The organism is Lentzea fradiae, assembly GCF_900100955.1.
Taxonomy (GTDB): Bacteria; Actinomycetota; Actinomycetes; order Mycobacteriales; family Pseudonocardiaceae; genus Lentzea; species Lentzea fradiae.
The window spans coordinates 187,977-205,291 of record NZ_FNCC01000012.1 but is presented as its reverse complement, the minus strand read 5'-3'; the positions used below and the strand labels follow the sequence as shown (position 1 = coordinate 205,291).

The 17,315-nt window shown below is 71.2% G+C and carries 13 protein-coding genes; 4 read left to right on the top strand and 9 right to left on the bottom strand.

Annotation, left to right across the window (positions count from 1 at the left end; all coding sequences use genetic code 11):
* The first annotated feature begins 52 nt into the window (after positions 1 to 52).
* A complete protein-coding gene (locus tag BLT23_RS28070) occupies positions 53 to 916 on the top strand; it encodes an EamA family transporter (RefSeq protein ID WP_090054178.1) in 864 nt (287 codons plus the stop codon).
* Positions 917 to 1,130: 214 nt separating this feature from the next.
* On the opposite strand, the gene BLT23_RS28065 is transcribed toward BLT23_RS28070, so the two are convergent.
* The gene (locus tag BLT23_RS28065) at positions 1,131 to 2,195 is read right to left on the bottom strand and encodes an ATP-dependent DNA ligase (protein WP_090054176.1); all 1,065 of its coding nucleotides are present in this window, start codon (positions 2,193 to 2,195) and stop codon (positions 1,131 to 1,133) included.
* A gap of 17 nt (positions 2,196 to 2,212) precedes the next feature.
* Positions 2,213 to 2,866 carry a pyrimidine reductase family protein gene (locus BLT23_RS28060; RefSeq protein WP_245744261.1) on the bottom strand — a complete coding sequence of 218 codons (654 nt, stop codon included), beginning with the start codon at positions 2,864 to 2,866 and terminating at the stop codon, positions 2,213 to 2,215.
* A gap of 66 nt (positions 2,867 to 2,932) precedes the next feature.
* Here BLT23_RS28060 and zapE point away from each other — a divergent pair, with 66 nt between their 5' ends.
* The 3 genes from zapE (at position 2,933) to BLT23_RS28045 (ending at position 5,893) form a co-directional block, all read left to right on the top strand.
* The gene (gene zapE / locus BLT23_RS28055) at positions 2,933 to 3,928 is read left to right on the top strand and encodes a cell division protein ZapE (RefSeq protein WP_090054172.1); all 996 of its coding nucleotides are present in this window, start codon (positions 2,933 to 2,935) and stop codon (positions 3,926 to 3,928) included.
* Positions 3,929 to 4,001: 73 nt separating this feature from the next.
* The gene (locus BLT23_RS28050) at positions 4,002 to 4,247 is read left to right on the top strand and encodes a DUF3040 domain-containing protein (RefSeq protein ID WP_090054170.1); all 246 of its coding nucleotides are present in this window, start codon (positions 4,002 to 4,004) and stop codon (positions 4,245 to 4,247) included.
* Positions 4,248 to 4,297: 50 nt separating this feature from the next.
* Positions 4,298 to 5,893: an ABC-F family ATP-binding cassette domain-containing protein gene (locus BLT23_RS28045; RefSeq protein WP_090054168.1), complete on the top strand. Its 1,596-nt coding sequence runs from the start codon at positions 4,298 to 4,300 to the stop codon at positions 5,891 to 5,893.
* Between the two features lie 6 nt (positions 5,894 to 5,899).
* Here the strand turns inward: BLT23_RS28045 and BLT23_RS28040 are convergent, their stop codons facing one another.
* The 7 genes from BLT23_RS28040 to BLT23_RS28010 form a co-directional block, all read right to left on the bottom strand.
* Entirely contained in the window at positions 5,900 to 7,573 is a 1,674-nt protein-coding gene (locus tag BLT23_RS28040; protein ID WP_090054166.1) for an FAD/NAD(P)-binding protein, read from the bottom strand.
* Entirely contained in the window at positions 7,570 to 8,811 is a 1,242-nt protein-coding gene (locus BLT23_RS28035; RefSeq protein WP_176946958.1) for an MFS transporter, read from the bottom strand. The genes BLT23_RS28040 and BLT23_RS28035 overlap by 4 nt, the downstream gene beginning before the upstream one ends.
* A gap of 420 nt (positions 8,812 to 9,231) precedes the next feature.
* The gene (lanKC, locus tag BLT23_RS28030) at positions 9,232 to 11,772 is read right to left on the bottom strand and encodes a class III lanthionine synthetase LanKC (protein WP_090054162.1); all 2,541 of its coding nucleotides are present in this window, start codon (positions 11,770 to 11,772) and stop codon (positions 9,232 to 9,234) included.
* 309 nt (positions 11,773 to 12,081) lie between these two features.
* Positions 12,082 to 13,050: a hypothetical protein gene (locus BLT23_RS28025; protein WP_090054160.1), complete on the bottom strand. Its 969-nt coding sequence runs from the start codon at positions 13,048 to 13,050 to the stop codon at positions 12,082 to 12,084.
* 172 nt (positions 13,051 to 13,222) lie between these two features.
* Positions 13,223 to 14,551 carry a M16 family metallopeptidase gene (locus BLT23_RS28020; RefSeq protein ID WP_090054158.1) on the bottom strand — a complete coding sequence of 443 codons (1,329 nt, stop codon included), beginning with the start codon at positions 14,549 to 14,551 and terminating at the stop codon, positions 13,223 to 13,225.
* On the bottom strand, positions 14,548 to 15,855 hold the full coding sequence (locus tag BLT23_RS28015) for a M16 family metallopeptidase (protein ID WP_218133917.1): 1,308 nt from the start codon (positions 15,853 to 15,855) through the stop codon (positions 14,548 to 14,550). The genes BLT23_RS28020 and BLT23_RS28015 overlap by 4 nt, the downstream gene beginning before the upstream one ends.
* Positions 15,856 to 15,995: 140 nt before the next feature.
* A complete protein-coding gene (locus BLT23_RS28010) occupies positions 15,996 to 17,108 on the bottom strand; it encodes a radical SAM protein (RefSeq protein ID WP_090054156.1) in 1,113 nt (370 codons plus the stop codon).
* Between the last annotated feature and the right edge of the window lie 207 nt (positions 17,109 to 17,315).

Genomic DNA, 17,315 nt, shown 5'->3' with positions numbered 1-17,315 from the left:
ACGTTCACCCTCGCACGCCGAAGGTGAATTGAGGGTGAGACAGGATGGGGGCATGTCCCACTCCGATCGGCTGACCGTCACCAGGCTCGTGGACGGCATCCCGCCGACGGCGCTCGTGCTGCTCGGAGTCGTCAGCGTCCAGGTGGGAGCGGCGGTCGCGAAGCAGCTGTTCGCCACGGCCGGTGCGATCGGCACGGTCACGTTGCGCCTGGTCTTGGCCGCGGTCGTGCTCCTCGCGATCTGGCGCCCGTCGCTGCGGCTCGACCGTCGCACGCTGACGGTCGTCGTCACCTACGGCGTGGTGCTGGCGGCGATGAACCTGTGCTTCTACGCGGCGATCGAACGCATCCCGCTCGGCGCGGCGGTGACCATCGAGTTCCTCGGCCCGCTCGCGGTGGCCGTGGCGGGCTCGCGGCGCTGGCTCGACGGGCTGTGGGTGCTGCTCGCGGGCACCGGTGTGGTGCTGCTCACCCGCGTGGAGGGCGGTCTGTTGTGGACGGGCGTGCTCTTCGCGCTGGCCGCGGGCGCGTTGTGGGCGGCGTACATCTTCGTGACGGCCAAGCTCGGCACCGCAACGAACGACGGCAAGGGGCTCGCGCTCGCGATGGTGGTGGGCGCTGCGGTCGCGTTGCCTTTCGGCGTCACGTCGGCGGGCACGGCACTGCTGGACCCGGTCGTGCTGGCCGCGGCGGCAGCGGTCGCGTTGCTGTCGTCGGTGGTGCCGTACTCGCTGGAGCTGGAGGCGTTGCGGCGCATGCCGCCGCACGTGTTCGGCATCCTCATGTCACTCGAACCGGCGGTGGCGGCGCTGGCCGGTCTGCTCCTGCTCGGTGAGCACCTCTCGCTGGCGCAATGGTTCGCGATCTGCTGCGTCGTCGTGGCGTCCGTCGGCGCGACGAGATCGGCGAAGCGCTAAGCGTGCTTGCAAAAGCACTGTCCGTAACGCCGCACCCCGTTCGCAACTCTCTTTCGTGTTTCCCGCCGGGTACGCGGGGGCCCTACGTTCCGTCCAATAGGACGCGGGGGCCCCGCGTCCTACAGCCACGTCACGCGGAGGCGTTGGTGAACACTGGTGGGTGGCACACGGGCGGGTGTGGTGGGCGAAGGCGGAAGGAACTTCTGGCGCGGCGCTAGCGGGGCCGCAGCTCGCCTTTCAGCACCGACGCCACGTCGTAGCGGGCCGGGACCTCCAGCTGGTCGTAGCGGCACGACAACGGCTCGCGGTCCGGGCGCCACCGGGCGAACTGGCCGTTGTGCCGCAGCCGCACGGGCTGGTCGCCCTCGGTCTGCGTGTAGTGGATCTCCAGGACCCGTTCGGGCCGCAACGCCACGTACTCGGCCTGCTTGCCGCGCCACCGGTTGATCTCGCCGGGAATCCGCTGGCCCGGCCGCGGGGCCGCCCACGGGTGGTCGTCCGACTCGGTGATCAGCGGAGCCAGCTCGGCGGCCAGCTCGCGGCGTTCGGCGGCCTTGAACGACCCGCACACGCCGATGTGGTGCAGCACGTCCGCGTCGTCGTACACGCCGAGCAGCAACGAGCCGACGGCCGTGCCCGGCTCGGTGTCCTTGTGCCAGCGCAGCCCGGCCAGGACCACGTCGGCGGTCCGCGCGTGCTTCACCTTGATCATCGACCGCTTGCCCGGCGTGTACGGGCCGTCGGCGGGCTTGCCCATCACGCCGTCCAGGCCGGCGCCCTCGAACAGCGTGAACCACTGCCGGGCCGTCTCGACGGACGTGGTCGCGGGCGTGATGTTGAGCCCTGGCAGCTCCAGCAACGCCTCGCGGCGCGCCACCGTCGGCTCCTCCAGCAGCTCACGCGACCCCAGCGCGAGCAGGTCGAACGCGACGAACGTGGCGGGCGACGTCTCCGACAGCATCGACACGCGTGACGCCGCCGGGTGGATGCGCTCGGCCAGCGCGTCGAAGTCCAGCTCGTCGTTCCTCGCCACGACCAGCTCGCCGTCGATCACGACCCGTTCCGGCAGCACGTCCAGCATCGACGCGACGACCTCGGGGAAGTACCGGTTGAGCGGCTTGCCGCTGCGCGACTGCAGCACGACCTCGTCGCCCGCGCGGAACACGACGCAGCGGAACCCGTCCCACTTCGGTTCGAACACCAGGTCCGCGGAGTCGGGGATGCCGTCGACCGCGGTGGCGAGCATCGGCTGCAGCGGCGGTGTCAGCGGTAGGTCCACGCGGACATCCTGCCCCTTCAGCTGGAGCCGCGCCGCCGGTATCGCAGCATCAGCACGTCGTCCTCACGCAGGACGGACGCCAGTTCGAGGTCCACCGGCGGCACCACGGGACCGGTCGCGATCCGGTCGGCGTCCCCGGCGGTCAGCAGCGGCGCGACGGTCAGGTTCAGCCCGTCGACCAGGCCACGCGCGAGCATCGCCCCGAACAGCCGCGGCCCGCCCTCCAGGTCGATCTTGTGCAGGCCCCGCGCAGCCAGCTCGGACACCGCGAGACCCAGGTCGACCTCGGTCTCACCGGCGACGACCACGTCCGCGGGCAGGTCCGGCAGACGAGCGGCGGCACAGGTGATCACGATCGGCGGCACCTTCGTGTCCGTGAACAGCGGCAGGTCCGGCGACAGCGCCCCGCGCCCGGTCACGACGGCGATCGGCAACGGCCGCTCGCGGCGCGCGCCCCGGTACCCCTCCGCCCGCGCCGTCCCGGCACCGACCAGCACGACGTCGGCCAGCTCCCGGCCGAGCAGGAAGATCCGCTTGTCGGCGGGGGAGCCCAGGCCGGCCGAGCGCCCGTCGACCGACACCGCGCCGTCCACGCTGGACACGAAGTTCGCGGTCACCCACGTGCGGCCCGGCGGGTAGTCGTACAGCGCCGCCAGCTCTGTGTCGGTCATCTCACCGCCCGGTGAGGGCCACAACATCTGCACGAGCCCATCCCACCACGCCGATAGGCTGCGGACATGCGCTTGTCCGACCGGGACCCCCAGATCGGTGCCGACGAACTGATCGAGGGCCTGGTTCCTCCTCCGCGGTTCGACACCGTCAGCTTCGACTCCTACCTCCCCAACCCGGACGAGCCCAGCCAGTCCGCCGCCGTCGAGGCCGGCCGCCTGTTCGCGGCACGGGTGAGCACGCGGCGCGGCAAGAAGTGGTCGCTGTTCGGCTCGAAGGGCGACGACGAGGGCAAGCTCGGCCTCTACCTCGACGGCGGCTTCGGCGTCGGCAAGACCCACCTGCTGGCGAGCCTCTGGCACGCCGTGCCGGGCCCGAAGGCGTACGGCACGTTCGTCGAGCTGACGAACCTGGTCGGCGTGCTGACGTTCCCCGAGGCGGTCAAGCGGCTCAGCGGCCACAAGCTGCTCGCCATCGACGAGTTCGAGCTCGACGACCCCGGCGACACCATGCTCGTCACACGCCTGATCAAGGAGCTGACCGCCCAGGGCGTGTTCGTCGCGGCCACCTCGAACACGCTGCCGGACAAGCTCGGCGAGGGCCGCTTCGCCGCCGCCGACTTCCTGCGCGAGATCCAGTCGATGTCCTCGAAGTTCGACGTCGTGCGCGTCGACGGCCCCGACTACCGCCACCGCGGCCTGCCCGACGCGCCGCCGCCGATGTCCTCCGCCGAGCTGGAGGAGAGGGCCGCGGGCACCGAGGGCTCGACGATCGATGACTTCGACGACCTGTGCAAGGCGCTCGCCCGCATCCACCCGTCGAAGTACGGCAGGCTGCTCGACGGCGTCACCGCCGTGCACCTCAAGGACGTCAAACCGGCACCGGACCAGAGCGTCGGGCTGCGGCTCGTCGCTCTCGGTGACCGCCTCTACGACCGCGACATCCCGGTCGCCGTGTCGGGCCGCCCGCTGTCGGAGCTCTTCACCGGCGAGATGCTCAACGGCGGCTACCGGAAGAAGTACCTGCGCGCTGTCAGCCGATTGGTCGCACTCTCCAGGGTTTGACTCCGGCGGCGTTCGAGTATCCACTGGTGACGAGTGGGAATGATGACGTCCCGACGTCCTCCCGGAGGCACCCATGCTGAGTGAAGCCGAGCGTCGCTCCCTCGCAGAGATCGAGCAGCGGCTGTTGGCGGACGAACCAAGACTGGCCCGCACCCTGAGCCGCGGTGTGCGGCCGTGGCTGCTCTACTCGCTCCTGCTCGTCTTCGGCGGCCTCACGGTGCTGCTGACGGTGATCGGGGCGTTCGGCGCCGCCTTCCAGTGCCTGCTGGTGACAGGCGCGGTCCTGGTGTTCAAGAGGTACCCGCTGCGCCTGAAGTAGCTCCGAAACTCACTGGCGCCGGGCCGGGCAGTGCACGGACGATCTCGGGCGTGGGTTATCTGGAGGCGAACGGCCTCGCGTACGCACTGCCCGACGGCAGGGAGCTGTTCCGCGACGTCTCGTTCAAGGTGAGCGGCGGGACCGTCGTCGCACTCGTCGGCGCGAACGGTGTGGGCAAGACGACGTTGCAGCGCATCCTGTCGGGCGAGCTCGCGCCGAAACAGGGCAGCGTGCACGTGCAGGGCGGGCTGGCGGTGATGCCGCAGTTCATCGGCTCGGTCAGGGACGACTCACTCGTGCGCGACCTCCTGCTGTCGGTCGCGCCCGCCGCGTTGCGGGCCGCCGCGCAGGAGCTGGACGACGCCGAGCTGGCGCTGATGGACACCGACGACGAAGCCGCCCAGATGCGCTACGCCAACGCTCTGACCAGCTACGGCGAGGCGGGCGGCTACGACGTCGAGGTGCTCTGGGACACCGTCACGGTCGCGGCGCTGGGCCTGCCGTACGACCGGGCGCGGTTCCGCGAGGTGCGCACGCTCTCCGGCGGCGAGCAGAAACGGCTGGTTCTGGAGACGCTGCTGCGCGGCCACGAGCAGGTCCTGCTGCTCGACGAGCCGGACAACTACCTCGACGTTCCCGGCAAGCGCTGGCTGGAGGAGCGGCTGAGGACCACCGACAAGGCCGTGCTCGTCGTGAGCCACGACCGCGAGCTGCTCGCCACCGCCGCCACGCACGTCGTGACGGTCGAGGCGCACTCCGCGTGGACGCACGCCGGTTCGTTCGGCACCTGGCACGCCGCCCGCGCCAAACGCATCGAGAAGCTCCGCGAGGAGCACCGCCGGTGGAACGAGGAGCACGAACGCCTCAAGGAACTCGTGCACACCCTCCAGCAGCAGGGCAAGTTCTCCGAGGCGATGGCCCAGAAGTACCGCGTGATGGCCGCACGGCTGAAGCGGTACGAGGAGGCCGGACCTCCTCCGGAGATCCCATCGGACGAGAAGGTCACCCCTCGCCTCAAAGGCGGACGCACGGCCGTACGCGCGATCACGTGCGAACAGCTGGAGCTGACCGGGTTGATGAAGCCGTTCTCGCAGGAGATCTTCTTCGGCGACCGGGTGGCGGTCCTCGGCTCGAACGGCTCCGGCAAGAGCCACTTCCTGCGCCTGCTCGGCGGCGACGACGTCCGCACCACGGGCGCGTGGAAGCTCGGCGCGCGCGTAGTGCCGGGTTTGTTCGCGCAGACGCACGAGCACCCGGAGTGGCTTGGCCGCACGCTCGTCGACATCCTCTGGCACGGCGAGGGCCAGCGCGCCGGTCGTGACCGGGGCGCCGCGATGTCCGTGCTCAGCCGCTACGGCCTCGACAAGGCCGGTGACCAGCGGTTCGAGAACCTGTCGGGCGGCCAGCAGGCGCGGTTCCAGATCCTGCTGCTGGAGCTGTCCGGGTCGACGCTGCTGCTGCTCGACGAGCCCACCGACAACCTCGACCTCGCCTCGGCGGAGGCGCTGCAGAACGCGCTGAACGACTTCGAGGGCACGGTCGTCGCCGTCACGCACGACCGCTGGTTCGCCAAGTCGTTCGACCGCTTCCTGCACTTCCGCGCTGACGGCCACGTGTCCGAAGTGGACGAACCGGTGTGGACCTGAACGCGGTCAGGAGCCCAGGGCTGTGAGGATGCGGCGCGCCGTCCGGTCGTTCTGGTGGAAGAACGGCGCGTCGCGGCACGGCCGGGAGAACGCGCCCAGCGCCCCGCCGCCCGCGAAGAGGCCCATCGCGAGCCGACGCGGGTGCCCGAGGACCTCGAACGTGTCCGGATCAACGGGCACGCGGGTCTGTTCTCTGGTGAGAGGCTTGAGCAACGGGTGGGCGCGCGCGTCGGGGTCGGGCAGGCGCGCCTCGACGAAGTGGCGTGCGGTCACCGGAGCCGGTAGCGACGCCGTGCGGGCGCTGAAAACGTCCGCGGTGCGTTCGACGCGCAGTTCGGCGCCCAGGAAGTGCAGCACCCCCGCGCGGGAGAGGGCTTGGAGCTCCTCCAACCGGTGCGGGGGAGGACCGGAGCCCACGTAGGAGGCGAAGCTCGACAGGACCGCGGCGGTCCGGGCGGTCACCGGGCTCGGCGGTGCCTGTTCCATCACCTCGCTGACGGCCAGCAGGCCGTGCAGCACGGCCGCGTGCGCGCTGTGCCGGGGACTGGTCGCGCGGGCCACGGTGCGGTTGATGTGGTCGCGCATCCACGTGCCCAGCTCCGCCTGGCTGTCGAACCGGCCGTTCAGCGGGGAACGCAGGAAGCTCAGGTCGGCGCGGTCGTCTTCCCGCGGGACCGCCTGGGCGACCAGGTCTCCCAAAGCGGGGTCGGTCACCGGGACGGCGGCGAACCCCGCGGCGAAGTCGTGCCACGCCATGCGGGTGCGGTCGCGGTGCGCGCTGAACAGCTCGCGGTAGTGCGCCCACACCATCTCCCGGCACGCGGTGCCGACCAGCTGACCCGGCGTCGTGGCCTCGGCGACGGCGTCGGGGGTGAAGAAGCGGGGTGACGGGTCGCTCAACGGGGGCAGCAACGGCTTGGGCAGGTACGGCACGCCACGGCGCGATCCCGCGTGCAGCACCGGTTCCCGGCCGCTCGGGTGGTAGGTCAGGACGCCGTCCTCGCGCGTGAACCGGCCGCCGCGGCCTTCGGTGAGCAGCACCACGAGGTCCACGAACGCCAGGCCCAGCCCGGACACCAGCACGGGTTCGCCCGCGGGCAGCACGTCCAGGTCCTCGTCGCCGGGACAGGACGGGCCGAGGTACGTGCCGCCGATCCGCGTGGCGAACTCCTCGTGCGCGAGCTGGTCCTCGGTGCGGTGTCCGCCGACGTTCCCCTGTGCCATCACGACGAGATCGGCGACCACGCGCGAGCCGTCGGCCAGCGTGACGGTGTCGCCGGACAGGTCGACGGCGCTCGTCCGGTGCACGACGACCCGGACATCGCGGGGGAAAGCACCTACCGCGCGGTCGAAGCACCAGCGCAGGTACTCCCCGCCTTGCCGACGTGTGGGGAAGGCGTTGCCGTCCAGCCCGGCCCACTCGGCGAGCGTCGGTCCCGGCGTGATCGGGCCGGCGCAGCGCACGCTCGCGTCGGTGAACATCGTGACGTCGGACGCGCGGGAGTTCATCAGCAGCAACGGTGACTGGTCCGGCCGCCACACCCGGCCCGCTCCCGCCGGGTGCGGGTCGATCACGTGGACCTCGAACCCGGAGGGCAGCAGGTCGGCGTTGGCGGACAGGCGTTCCAGCAGGCCGGTGCCGCGCGGCCCCGCGCCGATGATGGCCAGCACGGCGGTCATACGAGCACCGCCGGTTCCTCGGCGGGCTCCGGCTTGCGGCTGACCACGACCGCCCGCACCAGGGGCACGCAGCCCACGAGCGCGAGCCCGGCGCACGCCCACACCGTCGGCCGCAGACCGATCGCGTCGGCGATCAGGCCGCCGCCGAGAGCGCCGAGGATCTGCGCCATCGTGGCGACCGTGCGCAGGCTCGCGATGGCACGGCCGAGCGCGTTCTCCGGCACCAGTTCGGTCAGCGCGCCGCTCAGGCCGACGTTGGCGATCGCGCCGAACACCGTCGGCAACGCGAGGCCCAGCACGGCGATCGCGATGGCGACCGGCAGCGGGCCGCCGGCCGACGGGAGCACGAACGCGGCGGCGACGGTGCCCGCGCTGCCCAGCACGGCCAGGGAGTTCAGGCTCATCCGCTCGGCCAGCCGTCCCGCGGCGAGCGACCCGGTGAGCCCGGCCAGGCCGCTGACCGCGAACAGCGCGCCGTACAGGCTGAGCGGCACCGACAGCTCACGCAGTAGGAACGGCGCCGCGACGGTGGACAGCGCGCCGATGCTCATCGACCGCACCGCCGTGAACACGCCGAACGTGCGCAGGAACGGGTACTTCGCGACTTGGCGGAAGCCTTCGCCGATCTCCTGCCGGAACGAGCCCGGAGTCTCGTCCTCACGCGGCGCGCCCTGGTCGGGGGCGGTGATGCGGGTCAGCAGCACGAGGCTGACGAGATAGGTCATCGCGTCGATCACCAGCGCGACGGCGCCGCCCAGCGTGGCGATCAGGACACCCGCCAGCGCCTGGCCCGCGGTGCGGGCGCCGTACTCACCCGTCTGCAACCGGGCCCTGCCCGCCGTCAGCTGGTCGGGCGGCACGAGGCTGCGCAGGTGGGTGAAGTAGACGGTCTCGACGACGGTCGCGACGCAGCCGAGCACGAAGCACAGCGCGGCGAGCCACCAGATCGTCGCCACGCCGGTCCCGATGCCGAGCGCGACGAACAGCACCAGTGCCGCACCAGCGGCGTTGCAGCCGATCAGCACCCGGCGCGGTCTGCGCAGGCGGTCACCGATGACGCCGGCCAGCAGGCCGAACACGCAGGCGGGCAGCACCGCGGCCGCGCTGACGAAGCCGAGCTCGCTCGGGCTCGCGTTGAACGCGATGACCCCGAGCGTGGCGATCGCCATCGAGGTGAAGGTCGCCCCGAACGTCGTGCTGACCTCGGCCGACCAGTAGTAGCGGAAATCGCGGTTCACGGGCGTTCCTCCTGCGGTGCAGAAGAGTTCTCGCGGGGAAAAAGGCATCGGGGCGGAGAGCGGGGAAATCCCGCTCCCGCCCCGCGGCGTTGCGTGAAGACCAGATCAGCAGACGATGCTGGCGGTGCTCTTGCCCGGCGCGACGACGCCGAGCTCACGGTCGAAGCCCGGCTCCGCGGACTCGTCGTCGGCGAGGTTCTGGAGCTCGTTGATGTCAGACATGGCTGTCTCCTTCGGTGTCAGAAACGCTTGGTGTGCTGGGGGAAGAGCAGGTGGAGCCAGATCAGCAGACGATGCTGGCGGTGCTCTTGTCGGGGGCGACGACGCTGCCGTGCTCGGTGAAGCCCGGCTCCGAGGACTCGTCGTCGGCGAGGTTCTGGAGCTCGTTGATGTCCGACATGGTGTTCTCCTTCTCTCGTGCTACCGCCCGGCCGGGTGGCCGGGGGCGAACAGGCGGTCCGGGTGGTCGCCGAGCACCGCGGCGAGCGTCGTCAGCACCCCGGCGGACCCGAACCACAGGTCTCCGCTCAGGCGCAGGGCGTGCTCGCCGGGCACGTACGTCCCGGTCCGGTGGGGCACGGCGTAGAGGAAAAGCCGCTGTGCCAACGTCTTCGCACGGTCCAGGCTCTCCTGGTCGCCGTGCCTGCGGCCGTGGTCGTGCAGGGCGAGGCTCAGCCCCGCCATGCCGTCGAACAGGCCGCCGTAGTGCGTGAAGGAACAGTTCAGGCCGGTCAACAACCCCGGGATCACGGCGGCGACGCGGTCGTCGCCCGTGGTGGCCAGGTAGCGGCTCGCCACCATCAGCACACCGGCCGTTCCCGTGCTGAGGTACGGCATCTGGCGGCGGTCGCGGTCCGAGACGGGGAACAGCAGCCCGCCTTCGGACAGCTCGGCGCGGTCCAGCTCCGCGACCAGCAGGCCGAGTCCCCTGGCGAGGTGGTCCTCGCTCAGCAGACCGAGCTCGTGGAGGAACAACGCGAGCCCAGCCCGTCCGTCGACCAGGCCGACGGCGTTGTTCCAGCCGAGGCGCTGCGTCAGCTCCTCGCCGTGCGGGATCTGCCCGGCGTGCCGGACGGCCTGGTCCAGGTGCGCGCTGTCGCCGGTGTGCCGGTACAGCGCGAGGTGGGCGAGGCCGACGCCGGCGGACCCGAAACCGAGGGTCGCCGAGCCGTGCAGCAACGGGTGTTCGTCCGCCCGTGCCAGGAGTTCCTGTGCGGCGGCGATGTCGCCGTGCTCCGCGAGCACCCTCGCGATCCCGGCCTGGCCCGCGACGAGTCCCGGTGGCAGGTCGTCCGCTTCCGCGAGGGCGCGGGTGCGGAGCCGGTCCAGCAGCTCCTCCGACGGTGCGCCGGCCACGTGCAGGGCGTGCACGACACCGGCCAGGCCGTGGCCGAAGCCGAGCTTGTTCGTGGCGTACGAGCGGGGGCCCAGCGGCACTACGCCGTCCGGGTGGCCGGTGTCGCGCAGACCGGCGATCAGGCCGTCCCGCAACGCTTCCAGCGCACCGGCCGGGTCCGCGGCGACCTCGCCGGGAGTCGGCACGGGGGCAACCTCGCCGCGCACCTTCGTCGCCAGCTCCCACAACCGTCGCGGCACCAGGCCGTTCGGGTCGAGCTGCGCCTTGAAGTGCGCGAGCACGCCGTGGTTCAGGTCGGCCGTCGTGTTGATGGGCGCGATCAACGCCAGCGCGATCGAGGAGAGCGCGTAGTCGTCGTAGCGCACCGGGTCGTCGGCGAACGCCAGCGGGTCGGCGGGAAAGAACCCCGGGGTGCCGATCGGCGTCAGCGGTCCGTCCAGGCGGGCGGCCGTCTCGAAGTCGATGAGCCGGATCCGGTCGTCCTCGTCCACGAGCACGTTGTCCGGGCTCAGGTCGATGAACGCGTAACCGAAGCCGTGCAACCGTTCCAGCAGCGCGGTCAGCTCGTCCACGATCCTCACGGCACGCGCGTAGTAGGCGCGGAAGTCCGCGTCGGTGGCGGTGGACCAGATGATCGGGTTGTGCTCGACCCACCACGAGCGCAGCGAGCGGCCCTGGACGAACTCGGTGACCAGGAACTCGTTCTCCAGGTGGCGGAAGTACCGCACCGGTTCGGGGGCGAAGCCGGAACCGTTGCGGTGCAGCTCCCGCAGCACCTCGTACTCGTTGCGCAGCCGGTCCTGGCTCGCACTGGTGGGGCTCACCAGGCCGTGGTGGCCCCGGCTCTCCTTGATGAACACCGTGCGCCCGGTCTCGACGTCGGTGCCGCGGTAGGCACCCCCGCCGTTGCTGTGGCGCAACGCCTTCTCGAACCGCACTCCGCTGAACTCCGGCGCTCCGGCACGAGCCGGTGCGTCCACAGAGGACTCGACGAACGGGTCCGTGATGCCCGAGGGCGTGCTGAACTTCGTGCCGCGCACGTCCGGAACGCTCTGGCCGGCCGCGTCGAGCACCAGCAGCTCGTGCCAGCCCTGCGGGGTGAGCCTGCGCCGGGCGACGAACGCGCCGTAGCGGTAGTGCACGACCCGCGAGTCGCCGAAGCGGCGGTCGCTGAGCACGAACGGCCCTTCCTCACCGGCGAATGCGGCGGCGAGGTCGCGCATGAGCGCCTCGGCGGTCGCGGTGTCCGGCGGGTAGGCGGCGCAGAACTTGCCCGACTGGCTGCGTTCGGCGTGCTTGTGGTGCGTGACCACGAAGTACAGCGAGCAGCTGAGGTGCTTGAACCCCACGCCGTGCGCCACGAAGATCGGCGCGGCGACGTCCAGCACGTGCTGGGCGCGGTCGGCGCGGGCCGACAGGTGGATCTTCCAGCCGTCGGTGACCCCGCCCAGCTTGTGCGGTGGGTACCAGGCCGTCCACACGTCCTGGTGGTGCTCGCTCCAGTCCGCCGGCATGTCCGACGCCGTGAACTCGGTGCCGCGGCGGGAGGAACGGCTGAGCGGGGCGTAGAAGTCCGGATCGGCGTGCACGAGAGAGATGCTCATTTCTCGGTCCCCTTCCCGGATTCTTTGGCGCTTTTCCCTTGCTCTGGAAACAATTCTGCTGCGCGGCCGCCAGGTTCGGAAGGTCGTGACGCGTCAGCTTCCGGACCGCTCGCGGGCAACAAGATGACCCCTTTGCGGGCTAACGAAAAGGGCGGGCACCCGTGGGGTGCCCGCCCTGGTCCTCGCCGACCGTCAGTCCCAGCCGAACGCGCCGATCACGTCGTCGTCCTCGCCGATTCCGTTGGTGCTCGCCTTGTGGAACATGTTTCCTCCTGAACAGTGTCACCGCTATTTCAGGTAAACGTGGTCTCAGATCCAGCCGCGCCTGGCCGCCGCCATGCCGGCCTGGAACCGGCTGTCCGCGCCGAGCTCGTCCATCAGCCGCGCGATCCGGCGGCGCAGGTGCCGCACGGACACGCCGATCTGCCGGGCGACGAGCTCGTCGGTCAGGCCGGAGGCGAGCATCCGCAGCACGGACCGGTCGTCCTCGGACGGCATGTCGGGGGGATCGGCCGCGAAGTCGCGGGCGCCCTCCCACAGCTGCCGGAACCGTGCGACGAGCTCGCTCACGATGCCCGGCTGGTGCACCACCAGCGCGCCCGAGCTGGTGTCGGCGGGGTCGGACGTGACGATCGCGATCCGTTCGTCCAGCACGATCAGCCGGGCGAGCGGGCCCGGCAGGAACCGGATCTGCGCACCGGACGCCGTGCGCTCGCCGAGCCGTGCACGGGTGCGTTCACCGCGCAGCAGCCGCTCGTCGTAGATGATCCGCATCGTCACCCCGCGGCCCAGGCTGCGGTTGTCGAGCCGGGCGGCCTCCGCGCGCGCCGCCTCGCTCGACGCCCGCGCCGGCTGCACGGCGAACACGCTGGACCGGGTGAAGAAGCACAGCTCGGCCAGGCGCTCGCGAATCCGTTCGGGCTCGGTGATGTGCTCCACCTCGACCTTGCGCGCGTCGTGCCGGAACCCCGCCGCGAGTCCCGCCAGCTCCGCCCGCGTGCCGCCGATCTTCTGCTGGCGGCGCAACGTCTCCTGCTCCAGCCGCTCGATCAGGTCGCCGATCACGACCTCCGGGTCGCCGGGCGTGTACCCGCACGGAGCGGTGGCGTCGATCTCCACCACTCCCAAGGTGAGGAGACCGGCCAGTGCCTCGCGAACGGCGCGGTCGTCGGTGAGGGTCAGCGAGGCGAGGGTTCCGGTGTCCCGCCTCGGGTCGGCGAGCAGGCTCCGGTAGACGCTCTCCTGGATCGTGTCGAAGCCGAGGTCACTCAGCGACATGTCACCACCCCGATCAGTTCCATCGCTGTCCGAGAGTCTGCGTCACCTATTTACGTAGTTGCATGGGTAGTGGGTCCCCATATTCACGCGCGGGGTGGGGGTGGCCTGCTCCACCTGCGCGAAAGCCCGGTCCCGCACGTGCGGGACCGGGCTTTTCCTTGCGGTGAACGGACTACTCGACGACCCAGGGACCGAACGCCTGCAAGGGTTCCTCGCACTTGGTCGCGTCGCCGATGACGACGGCGGCGAGCAGCTTGGGGGCCAGCAGGTGCACCCCCACGTGGTAGATGTCGGACGCGGTCACCTCGGCGAAGAGGTCGGGGCTGCGGCGGATCCAGTCGAGGTCCAGGCCGACCCCGAGCAGCGTCACCAGGGTCGTGGCGAGCCCGGACCGGGTGGCGACCGACATGGCGAGGTTGCCCGCCGCGAACTGCCGGACGTCGCGCAGCTCCTGGGGGCTGGGCCGCAGGGTCGACAGCCTGCCCAGCTCGTACCACATCTCCAGCAGCGCGGGCGCCGTCACCTCCGTGGCGACGTCCGCCTCGATCACGAGCGTCGACCCCGCCCCGCTGTGCATGATCCGGCTGCGCGGCGTGTACGTGTATCCCTTGTCCTCACGGATGTTCGCCACCAAACGGGACGAGAAGTAGCCGCCGTAGATGAGGTTCGCGAGGTGCAGCGCGGGGAACAACGGGTCGTCGCGGGGCAGTGCCGGTCCACCGATGCGGATCGACGACTGCACCGAGCCGGGCCGGTGGAAGAGCCTGGACGCGCCCGCGGGGGCCTCGTCGGGCAACGGCGGCAGGTCCGGCACCGGCAGCAGTCCCGGCCGCCAGTCCGCGAAGTGCCGCCGCATCGTCGCGACCGCCTCGTCCGGGTCGACCAGGCCGACGACGATCAGCACCGCGTGGTCGGGCACGACCCGTTCCGCGTGCAGCGCGCGCAGCTGCCCGGCGTCGACCGCGTCGATCTCCGCGCCGGTCGGCATGCTCGCGCCGTACGGGTGGTCGCCGTAGAGGTGCCGGTGCAGGATCTCCCTGGCCCGCACGGCCGCCTGCGACCGGGCCGCGGTCAGCCGCGCCGCCAGCCGCTTGCGCTCGGCCAGCACCTCCCGGTCGGGGAACGTCGCCTCGCGGACGACCTCGGAGAGCACGGCCAGCAGCTCCTCGAACCGGTCGGCCAGCACGGTGCCGCTGAACAGCAGCCGGTCGTGGTCGACCTCGGCGCGCAGGCTCGCCCCCAGTTCACCGATGCGTTCGGCGAGCCCGATCCTGCCGGTCGCCACCGTTCCGGCGAGCACCGTCTCCGACAGCAGCCACGCACGGGCCAGGTGTCCCGGCGTCAGCGAGGCGAACGGGATGCTGAGCCGGATCTCGGCCAGCGGCGCCCCCTGCCGTCGCAACGCCAGCAGCCGCAACCCGTTGGCGCACCGGTCTTCCGTGACGTCCGGGGACACGATCTCCGGCCACGGCCCCAACGCGGGGACCACGCTCGCCGTCATGCCGCCTTCTCCTGCCGGTACGAGGCGGGCAGCAGCTCCACCACTGCCCGGCGGTCGGGGGTGATGCGCGCCGCCGCGGCCGCCACCTGCTCGGGGGTGACGGAGGTGAGCAGGGCGGGCAGCTCGCCGAGCAGCTCGGCACGGCCGTGCCGCAGCTCCAGCGACGCCAGCGCCTGCGTGCGCGCCAGCACCCCGTCGACCTCGACGAGCAGCCGGGTGCTCATCCTGGTCGCGATCCTGCTCAGCTCCCGCTCGGTGGGACCCTCGCTCGCCACCAGCGCGAACTCCTCGGCGATCGCGTCCAGCACCTGGTTCGCGCCGGTGCCGGGGGTCTGCCGCGCGGTGCACACCAGCGCCGTCGGATGCCCCGTGTCGAGCGGGTCGCCGAGCATCCCCAGGTAGCTGCGGTGGCTCGTGGCGAGGCCGTCCTGGCGCACCAGCCTGCGGTGCAGGCGGCACGCGGGGCCGTCGTCCGACATCACGTCGGCGAGCAGCAGGTACGGCAGGTACTCGTCCCACTCCGCGACCGGGTCGGGCACCCGCCAGCCCGCCGCCACCGCGGGCAGGGGGGCGTGCGGGTCGTACCTCGTCGTACGCCGTTCGCCGACGAACTCGGGTTCCGCGAAGTCCGGCCGGGGAGGCTTGGGGCGGAACGGGATCGGGCCGAAGTGGCGTTCGACCATCGCGAGCGCCTCGTCGGGGTCGAAGTCACCGGACAACGTCAGCAGCGCGTTCGCCGGCGCGTAGTAGCGGTCGAAGAACTGGCGCGCGTCCTCGACGGTCGCGGACTCCAGGTCGTCGAACGACCCGTAGCCGTCGTGCGAGTTCGCGAAGCTGTCGAAGAGCACACCCGGCAGCGTCACCCACGGGAAGCAGCCGTACGGCTTGTTGGTGACGTTGGCCCGGATCTCCTCCTTGACGACGTCGATCTGCACGCGCAGGTTCTCCGCGTTCAGGTTCGGCGCCCTCATCCGGTCGGCTTCGAGGAACAGCGCGCGTTCCAAGGCGTTGCTGGGCAACACGTTGTGGTACTGCGTGTAGTCGAGGTGGGTGCTGCCGTTGAACACCCCGCCCGACGCCTGCACGTAGTGCGCGTGGTCGAGCTTCGGCAACAGCTCCGAACCTTGGAACATCAGGTGTTCGAAGAGGTGCGCGAACCCGGTGCGGCCCTCGGGCTCGGAGCGCATGCCGACGTCGTAGTGCACCGCCACGGCGACGACCGGCACGGAGCGGTCGGGTGCGAGCAGCACGCGCAGCCCGTTGGCCAGCCGGGTGCGGACCAGGTGCTGATGAGGTCTGTGCACGGCCGTCTCCTTCCGGTGCACTGTTTGCTTCTAGCGGAACGGGACGCAGAGGCCCGGAGAAGTCAGGTCCTCGTCGGCTTCGAGCAGTTCGATGTAGTTCGGCGCCGAGGGCGTCTCGTCGTCCTGGGGTTCGGGAGTGGTCATGACCGTGTCACCTCCTTCTGTGCGCCGGCCCGGATGAGGTCGAGCACTCCGGCGTCCAGCGCGTCGGAGAACGCCCGCGTGTGGGGGAGCTCGCCACCGCAGCGCCGCCAGCGCTCGTGGGAGGACTCGTGGTAGCCCGTGTCCAGGCCGCCGACCGCGAGTTCCTCCTCGCCGACGGCGTCCCAGCAGCTGAACAACGTGCCGTCCGCGCTCACCACGGCGCCCAGCCGTCCGTCGGTCTCGGAGCAGAAGTCGCAGTGCTCGTCCCGCGGCCGGACCAGCCGGAAGCCCATCTCGGACGCCTTGGCACAGGCGTCCAATGCTTGGCGCGCGGCCCGTGCGTCCGGTGCCGGGACGCCGGCGCCGTAGTCGAGCACGGGTGCGATCGCGAGGTTCGTGCCGGGAACGTCGACGACCTCGGCGATCTGGTCGAGCAGCCTCGTGAGCCCCGGCAGCACGGCCGGTATCACGTTGACGCGCAAGGTGAAGCGCAGCCGGGTGTGCTTCTGGGCGGCGGCCACGTTCGCCAGGATCACGTCGAACGTGGGCTTGCCGTTGAGCGGGATGCGCGAGGTGTCGTGCAGCTCGCGCGCCCCGTCGAGCGTGACCTGGACGTGCCCGAGCCCTGCCTCAGCAAGCCTGACGGCCATGCGCCGCGTGAGCAGCACCCCGTTGCTGATCATGCCGGCGGTGACCTGCATCCGCGCACCGAACGCCCGCAGCAACTGCAGACACCCGGCGGGGTTGAGCAGGGGTTCACCACCGAACAACAGCAGTTCGAGCTTCGTCACCCCGAGCGCCGCCATGCGCTCCTCGGCGAAGTCCAGGCACTTCTCGACGTTCCCGGCGTCGATCCGCGCGGGAGCGATGCGCCGCCGCCCGTCGGGGGAGTTCTGGAAGCAGTAGGAACACCCGAGGTTGCAGCCGGTGGACGTGACAACCGTGAGGCTGTAGTGGTCCGGCTCCGGCACGACGTCCACCCCGGCGGCCCTGACCTGGCTCAGACCTTCCGGCGTGAGCTTCCCGCCCGCCACCAGCCCTTCCGGCAGCAGTGCCGTGGCAGACCGCCCGATGCACCACCACCCGTGCGCGCCCCTCACCAGTCGCATGTCCCGCACCTCCCTCCCCGGCGCTCCGGCGTGCGGCCTGGCAACGCCAGGCCGCAGGCGGTGAATCAGATCCCGTAGTAGTCGCCGAGGTCGTGGTAGCCACCGGTGCCGACGCAGCGCACGTCCTGGTCGCCGTACTCGTCACCGAAATCCGGAGTCTTGAGCATCTGATCCACCTCCTTCCCGCGTGATTGACTCAACTCTCGC